This is a genomic window from Ramlibacter paludis, assembly GCF_022012305.1.
Lineage (GTDB): Bacteria > Pseudomonadota > Gammaproteobacteria > Burkholderiales > Burkholderiaceae_C > Ramlibacter > Ramlibacter paludis.
The window spans coordinates 472,117-495,954 of sequence record NZ_JAKLTM010000003.1; the positions used below are offsets into that span (position 1 = coordinate 472,117).

General features: G+C 69.2%; 21 protein-coding genes. 13 read left to right on the plus strand and 8 right to left on the minus strand.

The features are described from left to right. Positions 1 to 10 precede the first annotated feature (10 nt). Positions 11 to 2,368 (minus strand): DUF3482 domain-containing protein, encoded by a 2,358-nt coding sequence (locus LZ009_RS12740; protein WP_275698306.1) that lies wholly within the window; start codon positions 2,366 to 2,368, stop codon positions 11 to 13. Between the two features lie 117 nt (positions 2,369 to 2,485). After that, complete coding sequence (locus LZ009_RS12745) at positions 2,486 to 2,668, minus strand: DUF3606 domain-containing protein (protein ID WP_275698307.1); 183 nt, start codon at positions 2,666 to 2,668, stop codon at positions 2,486 to 2,488. A 187-nt stretch (positions 2,669 to 2,855) separates the two neighbouring features. On the opposite strand from LZ009_RS12745, the gene LZ009_RS12750 reads away from it, so the two are divergent. After that, complete coding sequence (locus LZ009_RS12750; protein ID WP_275698308.1) at positions 2,856 to 3,479, plus strand: hypothetical protein; 624 nt, start codon at positions 2,856 to 2,858, stop codon at positions 3,477 to 3,479. A 55-nt stretch (positions 3,480 to 3,534) separates the two neighbouring features. On the opposite strand, the gene LZ009_RS12755 is transcribed toward LZ009_RS12750, so the two are convergent. Further along, positions 3,535 to 5,688, minus strand: coding sequence for an AAA family ATPase (locus LZ009_RS12755; RefSeq protein ID WP_275698309.1), 2,154 nt, complete (start codon positions 5,686 to 5,688; stop codon positions 3,535 to 3,537). Positions 5,689 to 6,057: 369 nt separating this feature from the next. Between LZ009_RS12755 and araD the strand changes: the two genes are divergently transcribed. Then, on the plus strand, positions 6,058 to 7,788 hold the full coding sequence (gene araD, locus LZ009_RS12760; RefSeq protein WP_275698310.1) for an L-arabinonate dehydratase: 1,731 nt from the start codon (positions 6,058 to 6,060) through the stop codon (positions 7,786 to 7,788). Between the two features lie 33 nt (positions 7,789 to 7,821). Here araD and LZ009_RS12765 read toward each other — a convergent pair whose 3' ends face one another. Further along, positions 7,822 to 8,694, minus strand: a complete 873-nt coding sequence (locus LZ009_RS12765; RefSeq protein ID WP_275698311.1) for a LysR family transcriptional regulator — start codon at positions 8,692 to 8,694, stop codon at positions 7,822 to 7,824. A 95-nt stretch (positions 8,695 to 8,789) separates the two neighbouring features. On the opposite strand from LZ009_RS12765, the gene LZ009_RS12770 reads away from it, so the two are divergent. From LZ009_RS12770 to LZ009_RS12810, 9 genes are all read left to right on the plus strand, one after another. Next, a complete protein-coding gene (locus tag LZ009_RS12770) occupies positions 8,790 to 9,953 on the plus strand; it encodes a mandelate racemase/muconate lactonizing enzyme family protein (protein ID WP_275698312.1) in 1,164 nt (387 codons plus the stop codon). A 261-nt stretch (positions 9,954 to 10,214) separates the two neighbouring features. Continuing rightward, positions 10,215 to 11,063, plus strand: a complete 849-nt coding sequence (locus LZ009_RS12775; RefSeq protein ID WP_275698313.1) for a phosphate/phosphite/phosphonate ABC transporter substrate-binding protein — start codon at positions 10,215 to 10,217, stop codon at positions 11,061 to 11,063. Positions 11,064 to 11,065: 2 nt separating this feature from the next. Next, complete coding sequence (locus LZ009_RS12780; protein ID WP_275698314.1) at positions 11,066 to 12,154, plus strand: hypothetical protein; 1,089 nt, start codon at positions 11,066 to 11,068, stop codon at positions 12,152 to 12,154. Continuing rightward, complete coding sequence (locus LZ009_RS12785; protein ID WP_275698315.1) at positions 12,151 to 12,963, plus strand: phosphate/phosphite/phosphonate ABC transporter substrate-binding protein; 813 nt, start codon at positions 12,151 to 12,153, stop codon at positions 12,961 to 12,963. Before LZ009_RS12780 ends, LZ009_RS12785 begins: the two co-directional genes overlap by 4 nt. A gap of 7 nt (positions 12,964 to 12,970) precedes the next feature. Further along, positions 12,971 to 13,426, plus strand: a complete 456-nt coding sequence (locus LZ009_RS12790; protein ID WP_275698316.1) for a c-type cytochrome — start codon at positions 12,971 to 12,973, stop codon at positions 13,424 to 13,426. Next, the gene (locus LZ009_RS12795) at positions 13,407 to 14,141 is read left to right on the plus strand and encodes a cytochrome b/b6 domain-containing protein (RefSeq protein WP_275698317.1); all 735 of its coding nucleotides are present in this window, start codon (positions 13,407 to 13,409) and stop codon (positions 14,139 to 14,141) included. The genes LZ009_RS12790 and LZ009_RS12795 overlap by 20 nt, the downstream gene beginning before the upstream one ends. Positions 14,142 to 14,249: 108 nt before the next feature. Beyond that, positions 14,250 to 14,579 carry a hypothetical protein gene (locus LZ009_RS12800; RefSeq protein ID WP_275698318.1) on the plus strand — a complete coding sequence of 110 codons (330 nt, stop codon included), beginning with the start codon at positions 14,250 to 14,252 and terminating at the stop codon, positions 14,577 to 14,579. A gap of 100 nt (positions 14,580 to 14,679) precedes the next feature. After that, complete coding sequence (locus tag LZ009_RS12805) at positions 14,680 to 15,147, plus strand: J domain-containing protein (RefSeq protein ID WP_275698319.1); 468 nt, start codon at positions 14,680 to 14,682, stop codon at positions 15,145 to 15,147. A 115-nt stretch (positions 15,148 to 15,262) separates the two neighbouring features. Continuing rightward, the gene (locus tag LZ009_RS12810) at positions 15,263 to 15,766 is read left to right on the plus strand and encodes a hypothetical protein (protein ID WP_275698320.1); all 504 of its coding nucleotides are present in this window, start codon (positions 15,263 to 15,265) and stop codon (positions 15,764 to 15,766) included. Positions 15,767 to 15,810: 44 nt separating this feature from the next. On the opposite strand, the gene LZ009_RS12815 is transcribed toward LZ009_RS12810, so the two are convergent. The 4 genes from LZ009_RS12815 to LZ009_RS12830 all read right to left on the minus strand — a co-directional run bounded on the left by LZ009_RS12815 (position 15,811) and on the right by LZ009_RS12830 (position 20,287). Then, positions 15,811 to 16,182, minus strand: coding sequence for a VOC family protein (locus tag LZ009_RS12815; RefSeq protein WP_275698321.1), 372 nt, complete (start codon positions 16,180 to 16,182; stop codon positions 15,811 to 15,813). A gap of 4 nt (positions 16,183 to 16,186) precedes the next feature. Further along, positions 16,187 to 16,582, minus strand: coding sequence for a VOC family protein (locus LZ009_RS12820; protein WP_275698322.1), 396 nt, complete (start codon positions 16,580 to 16,582; stop codon positions 16,187 to 16,189). 76 nt (positions 16,583 to 16,658) lie between these two features. After that, positions 16,659 to 17,822 carry an acyl-CoA dehydrogenase family protein gene (locus LZ009_RS12825; RefSeq protein WP_275698323.1) on the minus strand — a complete coding sequence of 388 codons (1,164 nt, stop codon included), beginning with the start codon at positions 17,820 to 17,822 and terminating at the stop codon, positions 16,659 to 16,661. A 62-nt stretch (positions 17,823 to 17,884) separates the two neighbouring features. Then, the gene (locus LZ009_RS12830) at positions 17,885 to 20,287 is read right to left on the minus strand and encodes a DUF6351 family protein (RefSeq protein WP_275698324.1); all 2,403 of its coding nucleotides are present in this window, start codon (positions 20,285 to 20,287) and stop codon (positions 17,885 to 17,887) included. A gap of 174 nt (positions 20,288 to 20,461) precedes the next feature. On the opposite strand from LZ009_RS12830, the gene LZ009_RS12835 reads away from it, so the two are divergent. Both LZ009_RS12835 and LZ009_RS12840 read left to right on the plus strand, forming a co-directional pair. After that, positions 20,462 to 21,667 carry an acetyl-CoA C-acetyltransferase gene (locus tag LZ009_RS12835; RefSeq protein ID WP_275698325.1) on the plus strand — a complete coding sequence of 402 codons (1,206 nt, stop codon included), beginning with the start codon at positions 20,462 to 20,464 and terminating at the stop codon, positions 21,665 to 21,667. 8 nt (positions 21,668 to 21,675) lie between these two features. Continuing rightward, complete coding sequence (locus LZ009_RS12840; protein ID WP_275698326.1) at positions 21,676 to 23,817, plus strand: 3-hydroxyacyl-CoA dehydrogenase NAD-binding domain-containing protein; 2,142 nt, start codon at positions 21,676 to 21,678, stop codon at positions 23,815 to 23,817. Positions 23,818 to 23,838: the final 21 nt, after the last annotated feature.

A 23,838-nucleotide genomic window follows, 5' to 3' on the forward strand; every position in this document is an offset into this window, starting at 1 on the left:
GGTCACGGCCTCAGAAGCGCTGCAGCAGTCCGCGCGCCAGCGCGTCGAATTCCCCCGCGAGGTCCGCCTCCACCCGCTCGAGGTCGCCGCCGCTGCGCGCCTGCTCGCGCAAGGCGGCCAGCGTCTCGCGCCGGCCGGCGACGGCGGCGACGATCTCGCTGCGCCAGGCGGCCGGCAGGCTGCCGTCGGAGGGCGCGAGCCGGTGCGCGACGGACAGATAGGCGGCCAGCATGCGCTCGCAAAGCGCCACCAGCATCTCCTCGTTCAACTGCACCTGCGACTGGCCGCCCGGGGTGGCGCGATTGCGCAGCGCCGCGGCCACGTAGGCGGCGCCGCCGCCGATCACGGCGCCGAGCGCGGCGGCGGCGCCCAGGGTCAGGCCGCCGGTGAGCAGGTCGATGCCGGCGCCCATCGCGGCGCCGGTCGCCGCGCCGGCCATGCCGGCCTGCGGGCCGTCCACCGCCTGGTGCATGTCGAAGCCCTCCTCGGCCCGCACGCCGGCGACCGGTCCGGCCGGCGTCTCCATGCCGTGCAGGCGCACCAGGTCGGCCAGGGCGGCGGCTTCTTCGCCCTGCAGGCGCTGCAGCAGCGCCTGCGCCGCCGCCTCGCGCGCGCGCTGGCTGGCCTCGCGCTCGTTCGCATCCACCAGGTGCCGCAGGCCCGCCTGCGCGCCCACGATCTCTTCCCGCTCGCGGGCGGCGCGGATGAACAAGGCGGCCAGCACGCGCATGGATTGCGCGAGCCGCGCTTCGTGCTGCTCGCTCCAGGCATCCGCCAGGCGCGCGAATCCCGCGCGCTTGCCGGTGGCGAGCCGCGCCGCGATGGCCTCCCGCAGCTGCGGCTCGCGCAGCCAGTGGCCCGCGACCGCTTCGAGGTCGAACACGTCGGCGGCCAGGCCCTGGCGCTGCACCGCGAGCCGGTAGACCTGCAGGCGCTCGGCGTCGCCGGCCGCATCGGCCAGCACCAGCGCGGGCTGCGCCACCCAGTGCAGCAGGCGCGTTGCGTGCGCGATGGCCCCGCTGTCCTCGGGCAGCAGCAGCACCAGGTCGCAGTCGGCCAGCGCCGTTTGCAGTTCATCGCCGGCGTCTCCAGCCGCGGGTGGCGCGCGGAAGCGTCCCAGCAGGTCCTGCAGCCAGGCTTGCGCCGCGCCGGGGCCGCCTTTGTCGCCCGCGGGCGCGGGGGGCCGGTAGTCCGGCGGGATGTCGAACACGCGCAGCGCGTCGCCCTTGGCCGTCGTCAGCACCGTGCGCGCCAGGCCGCCGCGCGGCGCGCGGTCGCCTGCGGCCTCGCGCAGCAGCCGCAGCACGAGGTCGCGCGCGCGGCCCGCCGGGGCCAGCAGGCCCAGCGTCACGCGCGCCGGGCTCACCCGGGCAAGCACCTCCACGTAATAGGGGTCGCGCAGGTCGATGCCGACCGCGCGCCCGAGGCGGCTGCGGCGCCAGGCGGCCCAGGCAGCGAGCAAGGTCCGGGGCACCAGCACCACCAGGGCCAGCAGTGCCAGGTACATCCAGACCCAGCGCCGCGCTTCCTCGACGCCGATGGTGGCGTTGGACGCGAAAGCCATGCGCTGCAGGTCGGCCTGGCTGAACTCGTGGAACGGCAGCAGCGCCACGACCGGCGCGAACAAGGCACTGAGGAAGGCATGCACCTGGCCCAGGTCCAGCAGCGTGCTTTCCCAACCGACGCGGTATTGGCGCACCAGCCCGCCCAGGATGATCGAGATGGCAAGCCCCACCGCCCATCCGCCGGCGGTGAGGTGCAGCAATTGCTTGAACCACAACAGCTGCTGCCGCGAAGTGGCCTGCAGCCATTGCTGGTGGAAACGCGTGGAGACGTCGACACGCAGGCGGCCCGTGCGCTGGCCATGCACCGGCAGGCCCGCCATCCAGCGCTGCAGCATGGCGACCAGGCCCTTGCCCTGCCATTTGCCCGGCAGGACCGCGGCCAGCACCAGCAGCAGGTACATGCAGAGGTTCCAGGCCAGCACGCCGAGCATCGGCGGCGAGAGCATGTTCACCATCTGCGGGTTGTCGATGCGGTCCAGCACCGCGCCACCGATGACGGCCAGCAGCGGCAGGACCCAGAGGAGCCAGCGCCGCCATGGCTCGGGATCCTGCAAGGCGGCCAGTTGGGGGTTGCGGTTCTCGACCACCGCGAGCAGCTTGCGTGCGCGCTGCTGCAGGTATTGCGAGAGGTCGAGATCGGCGGCGGGCGACACCCGACGGCTGGCCTCCAGCGCCTCGCGCTCGAGCTGCTCGCGCTCGACTTCGCTCAGCAGCTTGCCCTGGACATCGACGTCGTCGATGGCGCGGGCCAGCACCAGGCGCCGGGCGCTGGCTTCGTCGAGGCGGAGCGTGCTGTCTTCCATGCTGTAGCGAAGAGTCTAGGGCCGCCAGCGGGCGCGTGCGCATCGTCACGCGCCGCAGCTGGCCCATCCATCTTCGCACCGGCAGGCGCAGCCGGCTCCGAAGCGGCGGCTAGCGCATCAGCAGCGGGCCTGGCGCAGGAAGCGCCGGACATTGTCGGGGTCGTGCCCCACGTAGGTGACGGCGTGTTCCAGCTCGGCTTCGCTGCAGCTGAGCCAGTTGCACCAGTTCTGCCGTTCCCACCGGGGTTCCAGGTGGATCAGCAGTTGCTCATTGGCGGACTTGTTGGCGTCTTCGGACATGGTGCTTGCCTCCTTTTGCCTATGCTTCCAGAGTAGGCGGGCGGACTCGGAAGCGCGGCAAGACAAGGCACCTGCGCGCCGTGCGACCACGTGTTTGCCGGGTGTAGGACCCGTAGCGGCCGGGTTATGGGCAAAGCGCCCATGGCCACGTAACGAAAGGGTTACCTGCAGCCGCTAAGATGCGCCGATGTTGAAGAAACCCCTGCTCCTCCTTTCGCTGGTCGCCGCGTGCACGCTGGCCCAAGCGCAATCCACCCCGGCCAAGAAGGCCCTCGTCGAACGCATCCTCAAGGTGCAGCAGGCCGGCATCGAGCAGCTGGCGCGCGACCTCGCCAAGCAGCCGGCCAACGAGCTCCTGGGCAGCGCCATCGAATTCGTCCAGACCCAGGTGCCCGCGGACAAGCGCGAGGCCATGGCCAAGGGCCTGCAGGAAGACGGCGACAAGTACCTGGCCGACGCCTACCCGCTGGTGCGCGAACGCGCCCTGAAGCTCGCCCCGACGACCGTGGGCGCCTTGCTGGAAGAGAAGTTCACCGAAGACGAACTGAAGCAGGTCGCCGTCATGCTCGAAGCGCCCGTGTACCTGAAGTTCCAGGGCCTCGGCGGCGACATGCAGCGCGCGCTGGTGAACAAGCTGGTGCCGGAACTCAAGCCGCAGATGGAGCCCAAGCTGCGCGCCCTGGATGCGGCCATCGCCAAGCGCCTGGGTGTGCAGGCTGCCCTGGGCGGCAACGGGGGCGCCTCGGCCCCGGGCGCCGCGGCGCCCGTCGCTCCGGCCGCTCCCGCCGCCAGGCCCGCGCCCAAGAAGTAAAAAAAAGGGGACGGCCCGCAGGCCGCCCCCGTTCCGCCCCGCTCTATGAATTCGTCTAGGCCGCCGCGTCCGGCGCCGGCGCGTTCGCGGTGCCGTTCAGGCCGACGCGCGAATCGAAGCTGAAACAGGCCGCCTCGAAGGAGCGGATCTCGAACAGCGCTTCCTTCAGGCTCATCTCGCCCGCGTCCATCAGCTTGCCGGCCAGGTGCTCGGTCAGCGGCTTCTGGCGCGCCAGCAGGGCCTTGGTCTCGCCGTAGAGGCGCTCGCTCTGCAGCTCCATGATGGAGCGCGTTTCCTCGTCGACCGTGCGCGAGCCGTTGTCGTTCAGCGCGCCGAAGTTCAGGCGCGTCTTGCGGTACATGCCCATCTCGGCCACCGCGTGGTGCAGCAGCTTGGTGACGCGCGTGATGTCGTTGTGGGCGCCGTTGGTGGTGCCCTCCTCGCCGAAGAACAGTTCCTCGTTCGCCATGCCGCCCAGCAGCACGCGCACGTCGTGCTCGATGTCGGCCTTGGTCTTCAGCAGGTTGGAGCCCTGCTTGTGGAAGACGAAGCCCAGCGCGTTGTTGCGCGGGTTGGCCTTCAGCGAGATCTTGATGGTCTTCATCTCGCTTTGCAGCTTTTCCCAGTCGCCGCCGGCGCGCTTGCGCTCCAGGTCGAAGTCGACCAGGAAGTGGCCCCACTCGTGGATGGCGATGATGCGGCGGTCCCGCTCGCGCTCCTTCGTGGTGTTGGCGTTGACGTTGCCGACCAGCACGCGCTCGGCGGCCTGCATCAGCGTGTCGGCATCGATCATCTCGCCGGCCTGCACGGCGCTGATGCCGGCCTGGTTGACGATGGTCTCGAGGTCGGCCGGGCTGCGGCCCTCGGTGATCTCGACGAAGTGGCGCAGGTCCATCTCGTGCGCCACCTTGTCGGCGCGCTGGTCGAGATAGTGGCCGATGATGGCGCGGCGCTCTTCCTTGTTCGGCAGGCGGAAGTCCACCTTCATCTGGAAGCGGCGCAGCATCGCCTCGTCCATCGGCATGGATTCGTGGTTGAAGTTCGAGGCGACGATCCAGATGATCTCGGCGTCGGCCTTGGTGCGCACGCCATCCAGGATGGCCAGCAGCATGTTCTGCGTGTCGTCGTCGAACTTGCGGTGGCCGCCGCGCTTCATGAACAGGTCCTGCGCCTCGTCCAGGAACACGATGCAGCGCTTGCGGCGCTTGGCCATCGTGGAGATGCGCGCCAGCGTGTTCGAGCCGCCGGCCACGTAGCCGGTCTCGAGGTTGGCCGCCGAGTGGAACAGGATCGGCAGGTTCAGCTCCTTGGCCAGGTAGCTGGCGAGCTTGGTCTTGCCGGTGCCGGCCGGGCCGCTGAACATCACGTTGAACGGCTTGTTGATGCCGTACTCGGCGTACGCGGCGCGGCGCTCGTACTGGTCCTTGATCTGGCGGACTTCGCTCTTGATGTCGTCCATGCCGACCAGGTCGTCGATGGAGCCGTGCACCTGGTTGGGTTCGATGAAGCGCAGCGACTTGAACTGGCCCTTGAGGTGGAAGGCCAGGAAGCCGAGCAGGCCGAGCGTCAGCGCGGCCGACAGCACGCCGCTCACGCCGGCCTTCCAGCCGTCCTTCTCGGACTGCGGGCGGGCGCCGGCAAAGCGCTCGTCCAGCTTCTCCAGCATGTCGGCGCTGCTCGCGGTGAGTTCGCCGCGCGGGATGAACACCAGCTTGGCGCCCCAGGGGGCGCTGACCGCCTTGTCCGCGAAGATCTTGGTCTCCATGTCGCTCGGGTAGTAGGCGTACTGCTTGCCCTGCGACTCGATCAGCAGGATGCGCTCGGAGATGTTCCACATCAGCGGCTTGTAGATCACCGTGATGCGGTCGACCGGGCGGCTTTCCAGGAAGCCGAGCACCGAACCGGTGCCGAAGACGACGGGCAGGCTTTCGTTGAGCGTCCACATGGCGTCGCTGCCCGAGGCGCCGGCCATGGCCTTGACCTGTTCGGCGACCGCGGCCTGGCGCTGCCAGAGCACGAAGGAATAGGAGCCGGTCACCGGGATCAGGATGGCGACGGCGACGACCAGCATCTTGACGGCGGTCGACTGGATGCCGAACCAGTCCTGCAGGCGGGTGGCGATTTTCTTGATGGCGAGCCAGGGGCTCGGGGTGGCCGCGGAGCCGCCGCCGGATTCGGCTGCGTCTTCGTTGGCGGACAGATCGGACATGGTGTTCCCGTTGTCATGGCCCTTGCCCCCCAGCGGGCGCAAGCTGCCGAAAATTGTCAGAGCGGCCCACGGCTGAAAGGGCCCTCTTGTCAGAGTCATCCTACAGAAAGGGTTCCCGGCAGGCGAGTTCAAAAAACCGCGGTTACCGGTGCAGGCTGGGCGTCGTGACAAATTCACGAAAGGGGCCGTTGCCATTTCGCACCAACCCGCTGGGTGAACAGGGGATCGGGAACCCGGCACGGCTTATGCAATCCAACCGACCAGCCGGGTTCTTTTTCAAGTTTCTTTCCCGGCTATTTATCCCCCTGGGGCTTCAATGCACAGGGGGATTTTTTATTGTCGCTGCGAAGCGATGCCATGATGGTGCGCATGGCCAAGCTTGAAAAATTCCGCAGCCAGCGCTGGCTGGACCGCAACGACTTCCGCAGCTTCAACCATCGCTCGCGCGTGATGCAGATGGGTTATGACCCGAAGGACTGGGAAGGCAAGCCCGTCGTCGCCATCTTCAACAACTGGAACGACTACAACCCCTGCCACCAGCATTTCAAGCAGCGGGTGGACGACGTCAAGCGCGGGGTGCTGCAGGCGGGCGGCTTTCCGCTGGAGCTGCCGACCGTGTCGCTCGGCGAAAACCTGATCAAGCCTTCCGCCCTGCTCTATCGCAACATGCTGGCGATGGAGGTGGAGGAGATGATCCGCGCCTATCCCGTCGACGGCGTCGTGCTGATGGGCGGCTGCGACAAGACGACGCCCGCCATGCTGCTGGGCGCGACCAGCGCCGGCCTGCCGGCCATCTTCCTGCCTGCCGGCCCGATGCTGCGCGGCATGTCGCGCGGCCAGACCCTGGGCTCGGGCTCGGACGCCTTCAAGTACTGGGACGAGCGCCGCGCCGGCACCATCACCGAGCCGCAGTGGCAGTCCATTATCGGCGGCATCGCGCGCAGCTCGGGCACCTGCATGACCATGGGCACGGCAAGCACCATGACCTCGATTGCCGAAGCGATCGGCATGACCTTGCCCGGCGCCGCGGCGATCCCGGCGGTCGATGCCAACCACCAGCGCATGGCGGCGCAGGCGGGCCGCCGCATCGTGGAGATGGTGCACGAGGACCTGCGGCCGGCGCGGATCCAGACGCGCGACGCCTTCCTCAACGGCATCACGGTGGCGATGGCGCTCGGCTGCTCCACCAACGCCATCATCCACGTCATCGCGCAGGCGCGCCGCGCGGGCCAGGACATCTCGCTGGCCGACTTCGACCGCATCAGCCGCGAAGTGCCGGTGCTGGCGAACATCCGTCCCAACGGCACCAGCCAGTACCTGATGGAGGACTTCTACTACGCCGGGGGCCTGCCGGCGCTGATGCAGCGCCTGCAGCCCTACCTGCGGCTCGATGCCCTCACGGTCACGGGCAAGACCGTGGGCGAGAACATCGCCGGAGCCGAATGCTTCAACGACGACGTGATCCGGCCGCTGGCGAATCCGGTGTACGCCGAAGGCTCGCTGGCGGTGCTGCGCGGCAACCTGGCGCCGGACGGCTGCGTGATCAAGCCTTCGGCCATGAGCGAGAAATACCTGCGCCACAGCGGGCCGGCGCTGGTGTTCGACGACTACCCGAGCCTGAAGAAGATGCTCGACGATCCGCGGGCCGACGTCACCGCCGACCACGTGATCGTGCTGCGCAACGCGGGCCCCAAGGGCGGGCCCGGCATGCCCGAGTGGGGGATGATCCCGGTGCCGCAGAAGCTGATCGACGAAGGCGTGCGCGACATGCTGCGCATCAGCGACTGCCGCATGAGCGGCACCAGCTATGGCGCCTGCGTGCTGCACGTGGCGCCCGAAGCCTTCGTCGGCGGCAACCTGGCGCTGGTGCAGACCGGCGACACCATCTCGGTCGACATCCCCAACCGCAGCATCCACATGGAAGTGTCCGACGAGGAACTGGCGCGCCGCCGCGCGGCCTGGACGCCGCCGCCGGCGCGTTTCGCCCGCGGCTACGGCTGGATGTTCACGCAGCACATCCTGCAGGCGGACCAGGGGTGCGACATGGATTTCCTGCAGACGCAGTTCGGCGAAGGCGCCGGCGAGCCGGATATCTTTTGACCTTGCATGGTGGGGTCGCTGCGCGAACCCACCCTACGCGGGCTTTGTAGGGTGGGTTCGCGCCAGCGACCCCACCGCGCCCCAGAACTCCTCCGCGTACACGCCCAGCGGCGCCGGATCGCGATACAGCCGCACCTCCAGCGGAATCCGCCACTGTCCCGGCCCTCGCAGCTGCAAGCGGCCGGCTGCGATCTCTTCGCGCACCAGCGTCTCGGGCAGCCACGCCAGCCCCCGCCCTTCCAGCGCCATCCCCTTCAGCACCGACGCCAGGTGCGCGGTAAACACCGTCTGCCAGCCGGCCAGCTCCGGCCCCAGCGCGCCGCGCACGATCCGCCCCAGCCCCGACTCTTCGCTGAACGCCAGCAAGGCCTTCTCCGGCGCGCCCGGCGCAGCCACCGGCAGCAGCTCGTCGCGCCCGACGACCACCGACGGCGTTCCGGCCTCTTCGAGCGCGCCACCCGCCGCATGCGCCACCACGAACTGCACCTGGCGCTGGGCCAGCAACGCCTCGCAACGCTGCAGCACGTCGGACTCCAGCCGGATCGGGCCGCCCTGCGTGTAGGCCTGCAAGGTCTGCAGCCAGCCGGGCACGAAGCTGAAGGACAAAGCGTGCGTGGCCGCGATGCGCAAGGTCCCCGCGCTGGCTTGCGCCACGGCCCGCACCTCGGATGGCAGGCGCGCCACGCGACCCAGCAGCTGCTCGGCCTGCGGCCGCAGCCATTCGCCGGCCGCCGTCAGGCGCGCCGGCTGCGAGCTGCGGTCGAACAGGTCCGCGCCCAGCCATTCCTCCAGCGCGCGGATGCGGCGGCTGAAGGCCGGCTGCGTCATGTGGCGCTCCTCGGCGGCGCGCGAGAAGTTGCCGCTGCCGGCAAGGGCGAGGAAGTCCTCCAGCCAGGAGAGGTTCATGGGCAGTGCCGTGGCGGCATCGAAGTCAAGAAAACAGGCATTGGCCGGAAAGCGGCGGGCGCGCGAAGATCGCGCCCTGCCCACCAGGAGTGACCATGAAGATCGTCGAGATCCGCGAAAAGACCGTTCCCATCAGTTCCCCGATCCGCAATGCCTACATCGACTTTAGCAAGATGACGCTGAGCCTCGTCGCCGTGATCACCGACGTGGTCCGCGACGGCAAGCCGGTGGTGGGCTACGGCTTCAACTCCAACGGCCGCTACGGCCAGGGCATGCTGATGCGCGAACGCTTCCTGCCGCGCATCGCCGAAGCGGCGCCCGACTCCCTGCTCGACGCGCGCGGCATCCTGGATCCGCACAAGGTCTGGGACACCATGTTCAAGAACGAGAAGCCCGGCGGCCACGGCGAGCGCTCGGTCGCGATCGGCACCATCGACATGGCGGTGTGGGACGCGGTGGCCAAGATCGAGAACAAGCCGCTGTTCCAGCTGCTGGCCGACCGTTACGGCAACGGCACCGTCAACCGCAAGGTCTTCGTCTATGCCGCCGGCGGCTACTACTACCCCGGCAAGGACGACAGGCAGCTGAAGGACGAGATGCGCAGCTACCTCGATCGCGGCTACTCGGTGGTCAAGATGAAGATCGGCGGCGCCTCGCTGGACGACGACCTGCGCCGCATCGACTCGGTGCTGTCCATCCTGCAGGACGGCCAGCGCCTGTGCGTGGACGCCAACGGCCGCTTCGACCTCGACACCGCCATTGCCTATGCCAAGGCCCTCTCCCAGTACAACCTGTTCTGGTACGAGGAAGCCGGCGACCCGCTGGACTTCGAGCTGCAGGCCGCCCTGCGCAACTACTACAAGAACCCGATGGCGACCGGCGAGAACCTGTTCTCCATGCAGGACGCGCGCAACCTCGTTCGCTACGGCGGCATGCGGCCGGACCGCGACTGGCTGCAGTTCGACTGCGCCCTCTCGTACGGGCTGGTGGAATACCTGCGCACGCTGGAGATGCTGAAGCAGCACGGCTGGTCGGCCAGCCGCTGCGTGCCGCATGGCGGTCACCAGATGTCGCTGAACATCGCCGCCGGCCTCGGCCTGGGCGGCAACGAGTCCTATCCGGACCTGTTCCAGCCTTACGGCGGCTTCCCCGACGGCGTGAAGGTGGAGAACAGCTACGTGACCATGCCGGACCTGCCCGGCATCGGCTTCGAAGGCAAGAGCGACCTGATCCGGCAGATGCGCGCACTCTCGGACTGACGCGCGAGCGCATCGCAAGGGGGCGCGGAAGGAAAATACCTAGGCCCCCTAGCCCTTTCCTTCTTCGGCCCGCGCAAGCCACCGCTCGTTCGCGCGAATCGACCGTTGGCCCCGCTCCAGCGGTATCGGCGGTGAGCAGATGTCAGCAGTGCGCAATCGCTCGTGACAACTCGGGGCCCTGGCCGCGGCCGCGCGCTTGCCGCTTTCACGCTTTCCTTCCTACATTCCGCCCCAACAAGCGAAGAAGGGAAGGGAGTGGCAATGAACCACGAAGTCGACGGCCGCACGCGCCGGCGCCTGCTCGCCGCGGGCACGTCCGGGGCGCTGCTGCTCGCAGCCAATGCACTGGGCGCGAGTCCGCCCCGGTCGTGGCGGCTGTTGATCAACGAAGCCTTCACCGGTGAATCCAACCTGTTCATCCTGACGGCGCGCTACCAGCCTTTCGCGGAGTACGTGACGGGCACGGTGCGCAGCCGCCCCGGCATCGCGATCGAGCCGGTGGTGGACGTGCGGCGCTTCATGACGCTCGCCAAGGCGGGCAGCAAGCCGCAACTGGTGTTCGGCAAGTCGGTCAACCAGCTGGCCAAGCTGGTGCGCGACGACGGCTACCAGCCGCTGGTGCGCCGCGCCGACCCGTACAAGGCCGCCTTCATCGTGGCGCGCGATTCGCCGATCCGCGCGCTGAAGGACGTCGCGCCCGCGCGGGCCAAGATCATCATGCCCGACGAACTCGCCGCCACCACCGCGGTGGCGCGCGCGGAACTGCGGCGCCAGAACGCGGGCGACGTGCAGATCGTGCACACGCGCTACCAGGAAGCCGTGGCGCAGCAGATCTCCAACGGCTTCGCGCAGGTCGGCGTCGTCAATCCCACGATCGCCCGCAAGTGGACCGAAGACGGCGGGCGCGTGGTCGCCGAGACCCAGCCGGTCGTCAACTGGTCGGTGCTGGCCTCGCCCGACGTGGCCGAAGCCGAAGTCGCGCAGCTGCGCGCCGGCCTGCTTGCCATGAATGGCGGCGCGCCGGCGGTGCTGGCCTCGCTGGGCATCAAGCAATGGGCGGCGGCCGAACGCGCCGACTACCTGGCACTGCTCGATTACACGAAGGAGTAAGGATGAAGATGCGAATCTCACGCCGCACCGTGTCCGGCCTGCTGGCCGCCGCCGCCCTGCTCGCGGGCGGGCTCGCCAGGCCGCAGCCCTCCCAGCCGGTGCCGCCCGCGGTCGAGGCCCTCGCCGCGAAGATCGCGGGCGAGCTCGCGCAGCACTGCCCGCTGGCCGACGCCAACGACGCCGCCGCCTTCGACAGCTGCCGCGCCATGCTCTACGGCGACAGCACCTTGCGCGCGCATTTGCCGCCCGTGCTGCTGTGGGGCCGCCAGAGCGCCAACCCGCAGGCGACGCTGCGCCAGACCAACCTGACGCAGTTCGCGCCCGACGTCTGGATCGCGCTGTACGCGCCGCTGTTCATGTTCAACGGCCGCTACCAGGTGGAATGGGTGCCGGCGGAGAAGCAGTTCGCGGTGCGGCTGGAGGCGGCCTTCCGCAACCGCCTTGCCCCCGGCCAGTTCCCCTATCCCTTCTGGCACGACGACTCCAAGTGGGGCACCTACCAGAACGCCAACGGCTTCCTGCTGTGGGTGCATCCGGCCACGCTGAAGGTGCAGGTGGCGCAGCTCACCGACCGGGCGCAGAACGCGCTGCTGCAAGCCGTGACGCCGGTGCAGCAGGCCAAGTTCGACGGCAAGTGGCTGTGGACCGACGCGGCCGGCCGCACGCAGCCGGCGGTGACCCTGTTCGATGGCCTCTACCGCGCCGAGAACCCCTACCTGCGCGACCTCGATCGCCAGTACCGCGACCTGGCGCTGCAGATGCGCGAGTCGCAGTGCACCAGCTGCCACGTGCCCAACAACCCGGACAAGATGAGCCGCCTCGTGTTGCTGTCGACGCCCGCGCACGCGGCCGGCGAGATCGACCGGCTGATCAAGTCGGTGAAGGAGGACCGCATGCCCATGGACGAATACCGCAACAGCTACGCCCTCTCGCCCGAGGACAAGAAGTGGCTGCTGGAAAGCGCCGAGACCTTCCGCGGCACGGTGCAGGCCGCGCGCGCCTGGGAGGCGCAGGCCACCCGCGCGGAATCGCGCCTGCCCGCACCCTGGCAACCCGTGGCCACTGGCCAGCGCAAGGAGGTCTCGCAATGAAACGCCGCCAACTCCTGCGCGCCGCCGGTGCCGCCGCCCTCTGCACGGTGCCCGTGGGCTGGGCGCAATCGACCCCGAGCAGCCGGCTCCTGATCAACGAAGCGGTGACCGCGGACCTCAGCATCGCCATGCTGGCCGTGCGCTACCGGGCCTGGGCCGACTACCTCGCGCCGCAGCTGAAGATCAAGCAGGTGACGGTCGACCCGATCATCGACATCCGCCGCTTCTTCCAGCAGGCAGTGGCCGACGACAAGCCGATGGTCCTGTTCGGCAAGTCCGTCAACCAGCTCGCGAAGCTGGTGCGCGACCACGGCTACCAGCCGCTGGTGAGCCGCGCCGACCCGTACCGCGCGGCCTTCATCGTGCCCAAGGGTTCCACCATCTCCGACCTCGGCCACCTGGGCGGGCGCAAGCTGCTGATGCCCGACGAGTCCGCGGCCACCACCGCGGTGGCCAAGGCCGAACTGCGGGTGCGCGGCGTGCGCGAGCCCTACATCTCGCACACGAAGTACCAGGACAGCGTGGCGGCACAGGTCTCCATGGGCCTGGCCGACGCCGGCGTGGTGAACCCCACCATCGCGCGCCGCTGGAAGGAAGCCGGCGGCACGGTGATCGGCGAGACGCAGGGCGTCGTCAACTGGTCGGTGCTGGCCTCGCCCAAGGCGCCGCCGGAACTCGCCGCGCGCCTGACCGAAACGCTGCTGGCCATGAACGGGCAGCCGGCGCTGCTGGCCGACATCGGCGTGAAGCAATGGCAGAAGGCGGAGCGCCGCGAGTACCTGGCGTTGCTCGACTACACCGGCGAGTGAGGCAGCGATGCGCAGCAGTCTCGCCCCCCTCCTTGTCACGCTGGCTTGCGCCGGCGCCGCTTTGCCCGCCCAGGCCCAGTTCGCGCGGCCCGACGAAGCCGTGAAGTACCGGCAAGGCGCCTGGAACGTGCTCAACCAGCACTTCACGCGCGTCGGCCACATGGTGCGCGGCCGGCTGCCGTTCGAGCCACGGCTCGCGCAGCAGGACGCCGACGTCGTCGCGCTGCTGGCGCGGCTGCCCGCGGCGGCCTTCGGTCCCGGCACCGACACCGCGGCCGACCATGCGCGCGCCGAGATCTGGGCCGAGCCGGCGCGCTTCCGCGAACTGGGCGAGCGCCTGGTCGCCGAGACCGGCCGGCTGCAGGCCGCGACGCGCCTGCATGACCTGGACCAGATCAAGGCCGCCTGGGGCGCCGCCGCCAACACCTGCAAGGAGTGCCACGATGCCTACCGCAGTCACTGAGGCAAGTTTCAGCACGCTGGCGCCAGCGCGCGTGCAGCGCGCCGCCGTCGTCGAGGCCGGCGTGCGCGTGCGCATCTGGGACCTGCCCACGCGCGTCTTCCACTGGTCGCTCGCCGCCTCGCTGGTGGGCCTCACGGCCACCGGCTATGCCGGAGGAGCGTGGATGGCCTGGCACGCGCGCATCGGCAGCTTGCTGCTGGCCTTGCTGTTGTTCCGCGTGGTGTGGGGATTCATCGGCGGACGCTGGTCGCGCTTCGTGAACTTCGTGCCGACGCCGGGTGCGCTCAAGCGCTACCTGCGCGGCCCCGCAACGCCGGAGCAGGACGCCGGCCACAGTCCGCTGGGCGCACTTTCCATCCTCGCGATGATGGCGGTGCTGCTGGGTCAGGCCGTCACCGGGCTGCTCGGCGACGACGGCGGCGGCTTCACCGGCCCCTGGAACGAACTCGTGTCCAGCGCGACCGGCTTCGCCGCGACGGCGCTGCACAAGCAAGTCGGCCAATGGCTGCTGTTCGCCCTGGTGCTGCTGCACGTGCTGGCCATCGTGTTCTATCGCGTCGTACGCCGGCGCAAGCTCGTGCGGGCGATGCTCGACGGCGACAAGTTGCTGCCGCGCCGCGTGCCACCGGCGCGCGACGACGCGCGCAGCCGTGCGCTCGCCACGGCCGTGCTGCTGGCGTGCCTTTGCGTGGTCGGTTTCGTGACCGGCTTCTGAGCCGTACCTCCAAGTTTGTAGGACCGCGCCGCGAGCGTGTAACCCTGCCCCCACAAGCGCTTCCAGGCATCGCACACTCCCGGCCGAGAGCAGTACGGGAGTTGCGCGATGGAAAAGATCTGGGGGCCGCTCAACGGCTTCTACGTGGCGGCCTATGCGGCACCGGTGGGTGAGAGCGGCGAGCGATTTTGCAGCTACGCGAAGGTGTGCTGGACCGAGCCCGACAGCTATTGGGACGCGGACTGCGCCTTCAAGCTCTTCGCCGGCGAACACCACCACACCATCGAAGGCGCGCTCGGCGCCGCGGCGCTGACGGCTCGCGCGGAGACCGCGCTGCTGCCGCCGCCGGCCCGCAAGCTGGCCCAGCGCCGCCAGCGCGGCGAGGCCCCGATCCCGCGCCTGTTCGCCACCGCCTTCTTCCGGCACCGGCTCGCCTGAGGCCCGCTGCACCCATTTTTGTAGCGCCCCGCCCACACGCGCGCATGCAAAACGCAGCTTCCACTGGACGTCTCCGGCCGCAGCTATAACATTCATAGCGATGGCGACCGAGACCCTGCCCACCTACTACGACGTGCTCCAGGTCGAGCGCGACGCCTCGCCGGAGCGCGTGCGCGGCGCCTACCGCCGGCTGGCGCAAAAGTACCACCCGGACAAGATGCCCGGCAACGCCAATGCCGTGCGGGCCATGGCCGCCATCAACGCCGCCTACGAAGTGCTGTCCGACGGCCACCGCCGCGCGGAACACGACCTCTGGATCCGCCGCGCCGAGCACACCAGCCGCGCGCCCGTGCCTGCCGCGCCCCCGGTGCCGGCCACGCTGTGGGCCTTCCTGCATCCCGCGACCCACTGGGCCTGGTACCTGCTGGGCGGCACCTTCCTGTTCGTCCTGGGTACGCTGCTCACGGCGATCTACCTCACCGCGATGCCTGCGCGGCCCAGCGTCAAGGCAGAGCCTTGCAAGCTGTCCGCGCCTGCCGCCCAGGCGCGCTGCGTCGCCAGCCGCTGAGCCAGCCGCCGCAGCCGCTCGCCAGACCACACTGACGGGCAGACCCGTCCCCGGACTATCGCAATCGGTCGAGCGAGGCTTCACCTTCGAGGTATTCCTCAAAGGAGAGACCAACATGAACCGCAAGACCTTGATCGCGGCCTCGCTGGCCGCCGGCGCACTGATGGGCCTGGGCACCGCCGCCCAAGCCACCCCGGCCGTCGTGGCAGGCACGGGCTATGGCCCGAGCGTTTACGTGCAACCGGCGCCTCCGTCGCCCATGTACGAGGCAGTCCCGTCGCCGCGCGCCGGCTACGTCTGGGCGCCCGGCCACTACGAGTGGCGCGGCAACCGCTACGAATGGACCACCGGCCAGTGGCTGGAAACGCGCCCGGGCTGGGCCTGGCAGGAATCGCGCTGGCAGCAGCGCCCTGACGGCTCCTGGTTCCTGGCGGGCGGCCAGTGGGTGCGTTCGGACAACTACTCGTCCTATGACGACCGCCGCTACCGCAGCGACCGCTACGGCGCCTATGGCGACCGCGACCGCGACGGCATCCTGAACCGCGACGACCGCGACCGCGATGGCGACGGCGTGCCGAACCGCTGGGACAACTACCCCAACGACCCGGGCCGCAGCTAAGCAGTCCTGCAACGAAAGGCCGCCGTGGGGCGGCCTTTCATTTTTCACCCTTCGGCGAAGCAGAGGATGTTGCCGTCGGGGTCCTTGCACCAGGCCACGCTGCGGCCATGGCCGCGGTGGATCGCACCCTCGCGCACGGTTTCCGGCAGGTCGTAGTGCTCGAAGCGCACGCCCTTGCCTTCCAGCGCGCGCACGGCCTCGACCAGCCCCGAGCGGAACCCGAAGGTGGCCGCGGTGGCCTGGTTGGTGCCGGCAAACCCGGATTCGTAGATCAACAGGGTGCCCGCGCCACAGCGGTAGCTGGCCATGTTTTCTTCGGTGGCCTGCGGCTCCAGACCCAGCTTGCCTTCATAGAACGCACGTGCCCGCCCGAGGTCGCGGACGGCCGCCGTCGCCATCACATCGGCGTTGTCCATGCGCTCAGCCCCGGGGGTTCGGCTGCAGCATGCTGATGCGGTTGCGTTCGGTGTCGTAGAACGCCACGTAGCGGCCGACGCCGGGGATGTCCATCGGCTCGCCCAGCACCTCGCCCCCGGCATTCTTCACCGCGGCCATCGAACGCGCGATGTCCTGCACGCCGATCACCACCGACGGCACCTGGCCCGGCATCTTGGGATCGTGCGCGAAGAAGCCGCCATTGATCGCGCCGCGCACCGCGCCGTCGGCCCGGCTGTCCTCGGTGGCGGTGGTGGCCAGCACGTAGTTGCCCATCTCGGGGCCGAGCATCTCGGTCTTCCAGCCGAAGGCCGACTGGTAGAACTTCGCGATGCGCTCGCGGTCGTGGTAGGGAAACTCGAAGTGAACGACGGGGTCCATGGCAGCTCCTCGGAGTCTTCGCGAAGCGGTGAATTTAGACCGTCGTCCCGGCTTGTCAAGCGCGGCGTCCAGGCTCCTAGCGGCCGCCGAGGCCCATCGCCCGCGTGATCACCTCCTTCATGATCTCGTTGGTGCCGCCATAGATGCGCTGCACGCGCGCGTCGGCATAGGCACGCGTGATCGGCACTTCCCACATGTAGCCGTAGCCGCCGTGCAGCTGCACGCATTCGTCCATCACCTGGCACTGCAGGTCGGTGGTCCAGTACTTGGCCATGCTGGCGGTCGCGGTGTCGAGCTTGTCCTGCACGATCAGCTCCAGGCACTTGTCGACGAAGACGCGCGCGACCTGCACCTGCGTCTGCAGTTCGGCCAGCTTGTAGCGCGTGTTCTGGAAGGCGGCGACCGGCTGGCCGAAGACCCGCCGGTCCTTCACGTACTCCACGGTCTGGTCGATCGCCGTCTGCGCGGCGGCCACGGCCGTCACGGCGATCTGCGTGCGCTCCCAAGGCAGCTGTTCCATCAGGCAGATGAAGCCGCGGTTCTCGAATGCCGGGCCCCCCAGCAGGTTCTCCGCCGGCACGCGCACGTTGTCGAAGAACAGCTCCGAGGTGTCCTGCGCCTTCAGGCCCAGCTTCTTCAGGCGCTTGCCCTTCTCGAAGCCCGCCATGCCGCGCTCCACCAGCAGCAGGCTGGTGCCCTTGGCGCCGGCGGCCGGATCGGTCTTGGCCACCACGATCACCAGTTCGGCATGCCAGCCGTTGGTGATGAAGGTCTTGCTGCCGTTCAGCAGGTAGCTGCCGTCGGCCTGCTTCAGCGCGGTGCTGCGCACGCCCTGCAGGTCGCTGCCCGCCGAGGGCTCGCTCATCGCGATCGCGCCGACCATCTCCCCGCTGGCAAGTTTCGGCAGGTAGCGCCGCTTCTGTTCCTCGGTGCCGTAATGCAGGATGTACGGCGCCACGATCTCGCTGTGCAAGGAGTAGCCGATGCCGCTGTAGCCGCCGCGCGCGAGTTCCTCCATCTGCACCACCGAGTACAGCTTGTCGGCGCCGGCGCCGCCGTACTCCTCGGGCATCGAGGGGCACAGGTAGCCGTTGGCGCCGGCCTTGCGCCAGACCTCGCGGTCCACGTAGCCCTGCTCTTCCCATTCGGCGTGGAAGGGCGCGATCTCCTGCTCGACGAAGCGCCGGAAGGCGTCGCGGAAGGCTTCGTGGTCGGCGGAAAAGAGCGTGCGTTCGATCATTGCGGTCCCCCAAAAGAAAAAGCCCGCCGCTGCCTGTGCAAGCGGCGGGCCCTGGCGCGACTTTACTGCTTCGTCGACACCGGGTCGGCGCCCAGCGGCACGCCGCCAGGACCGGCCTTGAAGGTCAGCGGCGACACGGCGGCCTGCTGGCCGACGCCCGGCTTGGACCAGTCACAGACGCCGGTGCCGAACACGGAGTTCAGGCGGGCCAGCTGGCTGGCGCTGAAGGTGACGCCGGTGTAGTCGGACGCCGCCAGCGGCTTCAGCTGGCACTTCAGCACGTCTTCCGAACGCGGGCCGCCGGCCACCTGCCGCGGCGACAGCGACGGGATCAGGTACTTCGCCGCGGTCGCCGGGTTGTCGCAGGCCGCGCCGGTCACCTTCACCGACTGGGTCGCGTCGTCCGGCAGGTAGCAGAAGTCCGCCGTGCTGGCCGGCCGGGTGGCGCGCACCTTGGCTTCCAGGGTCGCGGTGCTGCTGCTGGTCACCAGGGCATTGAGCCATTCGTCCATCGCCGTGATGCCGTCGGTGAGCATGGTCCCGGGCGGGATCGAGAAGTTGCCGCGGGCGAAGCGCCACAGGGCCTGGTTGTTGGCGTCGCCGGCGTCGCGCGCGATGCGGTCGCGGATGGCGAAGCTGTACCACTGGTGGTGGATGCCGGTCGACACCGGCGTGCCGGGCGGCAGGTTGGCGGCCAGCAGCGAATCGTCCCAGCCGCGCATGTCGATGATGGCGGCCTTCGCCAGGTTGCGGCCCGAGGCCACGATGCCGGAGCGGTAGGCGATGTCCAGCGCCTCGGCGTCGGCGGTGCTGCGTGCCGCCCGCGGCGTGGAGTCGCGGTCGATGCCGCCGACGGCCTCGTTCAGGGTGACGAATTCCTCCGGCGTGATCTTGCCGGCCAGCAGCGCCTTCAGCCCGTACTGCACGCCCACGTTATCGCGCGTGTCGCGCGCGGCGGGGCTGCCAGCCACCTTGCCCCAGATCGACTCGGCCCAGGACCAGGCATTGCAGCGCGGCAGGCTGGCCGTGGCCACCGGGTTGGCCGGGTCGTAGACGGCGCTGTTCGGCAGTTCACAGTTGTTGGTGAAGGTCGTGGACTGCGTGATGGCGCCCGTGACGTTGTCGGTCACGGTGCGCATCTGGTACAGGCCGGCCTTGCCGTTGCTGCCGAACAGGTTCATCCAGGCATGGCAGGCGGTCTGGTCCACGTGGCCATTGATCGCCGCCTTGCGGGCGTTGATCTGGTCCTGCGTCAGGCCCATGGTGGTCCACAGTCCCAGCACCTCGTTCTTGCGATAAGCCTCGGCCAGCAAGGTGCAGTCCCCCACCTCCATCGACGTCGTTTCCGAGTCGGGATAGGTGCAGGTCGTGATCACGCCGTCCAGCGTGCCCGGCATGATGGACAGGTTCATGTTCGAGTTGATCGAACCGCCCGAGCATCCCGTGCCCAGCGTGTACTTCACGCGGCCGTAGGTGTCGATGATGTGTTCCTTCATCATCATCGTGACTTCCGCCATCAGCACGCGGTTGGAATTGCGCGAGGAGTCCGTCATGCTGTTCTGAACGACCAGGTAGCCGCGCTTGAGCTGCTCGGTGAGCGTGCTCCAGTTGACGGTGGTGCGCGACTGGCGCCGCGGCTGGCCGGTGCTCGATCCGAAGGAATACCAGATCTTCCGGTTCCACTGCGCCTGCGGCGCGTTGGCGGTCCAGGGCTTGCTCGGGTCGAACAGCACGGCGATGTCGTAGATGCCGCGGTTCATGGTGCCGCGCTCCACCCGCACCACGAAGGGCACGGTCACGCCGTCGCTGGTGGTCGTGCTGGCGAGGTCGGCCGGCGCCGCGGCAGCGGGGTCGTAGGGCTTGAAGCACAGGTTGGCCGCCGTCGACGTGTCGGGCAGCGCCGTCGAACAGCCCGCCGCCGTCGTGCGGTAGTACAGCTTGTACTCGGTGGCGATGTTGCAGTTGGCATCCGGCTGGCCCGAGAGGCCGCTGGCGTTGGTGGCGGGCGCGTTGCCCGAAGCCGGCTGCGCCGTGGGCGTGGCGCAATAGAAAGGCGTGGGCTGCGCGCCGGAGATGACCGGCCCCGAGCGCGGCGCATTGGTGACCACCAGGCGGGCGCCGAAGGCGTCGCCGGAGTTGGCCAGGATCACGTTCTCACCGACCGCCAGGCCCGTCACCACGCCGGTGATGCGCCCGTCGCTGCCGCGCACGAAGGCGCTGCTCTGGTCGGTGCCGTTGACCGTGACCTTCAGCGCGCTGGCGCTGGAGCCGGCCGGCGGGATGACTTCCATCAGCACGTTGCCGTCGCTCACCAGGTCCGCGCGCGTGGAAAGCGTTTGCAGCTGCAGTGGCGGCAGGTCGCTGCCGCCCCCGCCGCCACAGGCGGCCAGGACCATGGATGCCAGCGCCACGGCGCCGAACCACCAGGGCGCGCGCCCCGGTCTTCTTCTGGATGGGGATGCCACGGTTGTCTCCTTGATGGACCCGCTCGCCACCGGCGGGCTGGCAGGCAATCTACGGCGGGCACAAGCCCAGCGGGGTTGGAAAAACCCGCAGCGGGTCGCCTGCGTGACAGTGCTTTACACGCCGGAGCGCCGGTGCAGCCTGCCTATACTGGCGCAACCCGACTGGAGCACGCCATGACCGAAGCATTCGTCTACGACGCCATCCGCACCCCGCGCGGCAAGGGCAAGAAGGACGGCAGCCTGCACGAAGTGAAGCCCGTCAACCTGCTGGCCGGCGTGCTGGCCGAACTGCAGAGGCGCAACGACTTCGACACCGGCCAGGTCGACGACGTCGTGATGGGCGTGGTCTCGCCGATCGGCGAACAGGGCTCGGTGATCGCCAAGGTGGCGGCGCTGAAGGCGGGCTGGGACTGGCGCTGTTCCGGCGTGCAGCTCAACCGTTTCTGCGCCTCCGGGCTGGAGGCGGTGAACATGGCGGCGCAGAAGGTGCGCTCGGGCTGGGAAGACCTGGTGGTGGCCGGCGGCGTCGAGAGCATGAGCCGCGTGCCCATCGGCTCCGACGGGGGCGCCTGGGCGCAGGACCCGGAGACCAACTCCGCCACCGCCTTCGTGCCGCAGGGCATAGGCGCCGACCTCATCGCCACGCTGGAAGGCTTCAGCCGCGACGACGTCGATGCCTTCGCGCTCGAATCGCAGAAGCGCGCCGCGCGTGCGCGCGAAGGCGGCTACTTCGCCGGCTCGGTGGTGCCGGTGAAGGACTTCCTCGACCAGGTGATCCTGGACCAGGACGAGTTCATCAAGCCGCACACCACGCTGGAGGGCCTGGGCGCGCTCAAGCCGGCCTTCGAGCAGCTGGGCGCGATGGGCTTCGACCAGGTGGCCATCTCGCGCTATCCGCAGGTGGAGCGCATCGCCCACGTGCACCACGCCGGCAACTCCTCGGGCATCGTCGACGGGGCGGCCGCCATCCTGGTCGGCAGCGAAGCCGCGGGCAAGGTGCATGGCCTGAAGCCGCGCGCGCGCATCCTCGCCGCGGCGCTGTCGGGCGCGGACCCGACGATCATGCTCACCGGCCCGATGCCGGCCGCGCGCAAGGCGCTGGCCAAGGCCGGCCTCACCCTCGACCAGATCGACCTGTTCGAGGTGAACGAGGCCTTTGCCGCGGTGCCCATGAAGTTCATGAAGGAGCTAGGCGTGGACCACGAACGGGTCAACGTGAACGGCGGCGCCATCGCCATGGGCCATCCGCTGGGCGCCACCGGCGCCATGATCCTCAACACGCTCATCGACGAACTGCACCGGCGCAAGCTGCGCTACGGGCTGGCCACGCTGTGCGTGGGTGGCGGCATGGGCATTGCCACCATCGTCGAGCGGATCTGAGGCGCCCCATGAAGACCATCCGCTACGAACTCGCCGACGGCATCGCCACGCTCACCTTCGACGAGCCGGGCTCGCCCGTCAACACCATGTGCCTGCAGTGGCAGGAAGACCTGACCGCGGCCGTGCAGCAGGTGCTGCAGGACCAGGAGCGCATCCGCGGGATCGTGCTGGCCTCGGCCAAGTCCACCTTCTTCGCCGGCGCCGACCTCAAGGGCACGATGCGCCTGCAGCCCGAAGATGCGCCGCGCGTGTTCCGCGAAGTGGAGCAGTGCAAGAAGAACTTCCGCACGCTGGAGACGCTGGGCAAGCCCGTGGTGGCCTGCCTGAACGGCAGCGCGCTCGGCGGCGGCTGGGAAGTCGCCTTGATCGCGCACCACCGGGTCGCCGTCGACAACGCCAAGATCCAGTTCGGCCTGCCGGAGGTGACGCTGGGCCTGATCCCCGGTGCTTCCGGCGTCACCAAGATGACGCGCCTGCTGGGACTGATGGGCGCGCAGCCCTACATCCTGGAAAGCAAGCTGTTCGCGCCGCGCGAGGCTTTGGAGCTGGGACTCGTGCAGGAACTGGTGCCCGACGCGGCCGCCCTGCGTCCTGCCGCCCTCGCCTGGATAGCCGCCAACCCGAAAGCGCTGCAGCCCTGGGACGCCAAGGACTACAAGATCCCGGGCGGCACGCCGTCCAACCCGAAGATCGCGGGCGCGCTCGCGGTCGCGCCGGCGATGCTGAAGCAGAAGACGCGCGGCCTGTATCCGGCGCCGGAAGCGGCGCTGGCCGCCATGGTGGAAGGCGCGCAGGTCGACTTCGACACCGCCTTGCGCATCGAGAGCCGCCACCTGGCGAAGCTGATCGTGTCGCCGGTGGCGAAGAACATGATCAACACCTTCTTCTTCAACCTGAACGCCATCAAGAGCGGGCAGTCGCGGCCGAAGTGGGACGGCAAGTTCAAGCCCGCGAAAGTCGGCATCCTCGGCGCCGGCATGATGGGCGGCGGCATCGCCTACGCGCAGGCGAGCCGCGGCATCGCCACGGTGCTGAAGGACGTCTCGCAGGACAAGGCCGAGGCCGGCAAGGCCTACAGCGCCAAGCTCACGCAGCCGCGCGTCGACAAGGGCCGGCTCAGCCCGCACGACCAGGCGGCGCTGCTGGCGCGCATAACGCCCACCGAGTCCGTGCAGGACCTGCAGGGCTGCGACCTGATCATCGAGGCCGTGTTCGAGAACCGCGAGCTGAAGGCCCGCGTGACGAAGGATGCCGAGCCGCAGCTCGCGCCCGGCGGTTTCTTCGCCAGCAACACCTCCACCTTGCCGATCAGCGGGCTGGCGCAGGCGAGCGCGCGGCCGCAGAAGTTCGTCGGCATCCATTTCTTCAGCCCCGTCGACAAGATGAAGCTGGTGGAGATCATCCGCGGCAAGGAGACGGACGACGAGACCGTGGCGCGCGCGTTCGACTACGTGCAGGCGCTGGGCAAGATCCCGATCGTCGTGAACGACGCGCGCGGCTTCTTCACCAGCCGCGTGTTCGGCACCTTCGTGATGGAAGGCGCGGCCATGCTGGGCGAAGGCATTCCCGCGCCGGTGATCGAGCAGGCGGGCCTGCAGGCCGGCATGCCGGTGGGGCCGCTGGCGGTGCTGGACGAAACGGCGTTGTCGCTGTCCGTGCACGTGCTGGACCAGACGCGCGCCGACTACCGCGCCCAGGGCGACACCTACATCGCAACGCCGGGCGAGCTGCTGGTCGAGCGCATGGTCAAGGAGTTCGACCGCAACGGCCGCGCGGCCGGCGGCGGCTTCTACGAGTACCCGAAGGGCGGCAAGAAACTCCTCTGGCCCGAGCTGTCCGCGCTGTTCGGGCGCGAGGGCGTCGCCTGGGACATGCAGGACCTGAAGGACCGCCTGCTCTATCGCCAGGCGGTGGAAACGGCGCGCTGCCTGGCCGAAGGCGTGCTGACCAGCGTGCACGACGCCAACATCGGGTCGATGTTCGGCATCGGCTTTCCGGGCTGGACCGGCGGGGCGATGCAGTTCATCTACGGCACGGGAGTCGACAAGTTCCTGCACCGCGCGGAAGTGCTGGCGGCGAAGTACGGGCCGGGGTTCGTGGTCGCGCCGCAGGTGAAGGACGCGATCCGGAAGTTCGAGCCGAAGTATTGACCGTCATTCCCGCGCAGGCGG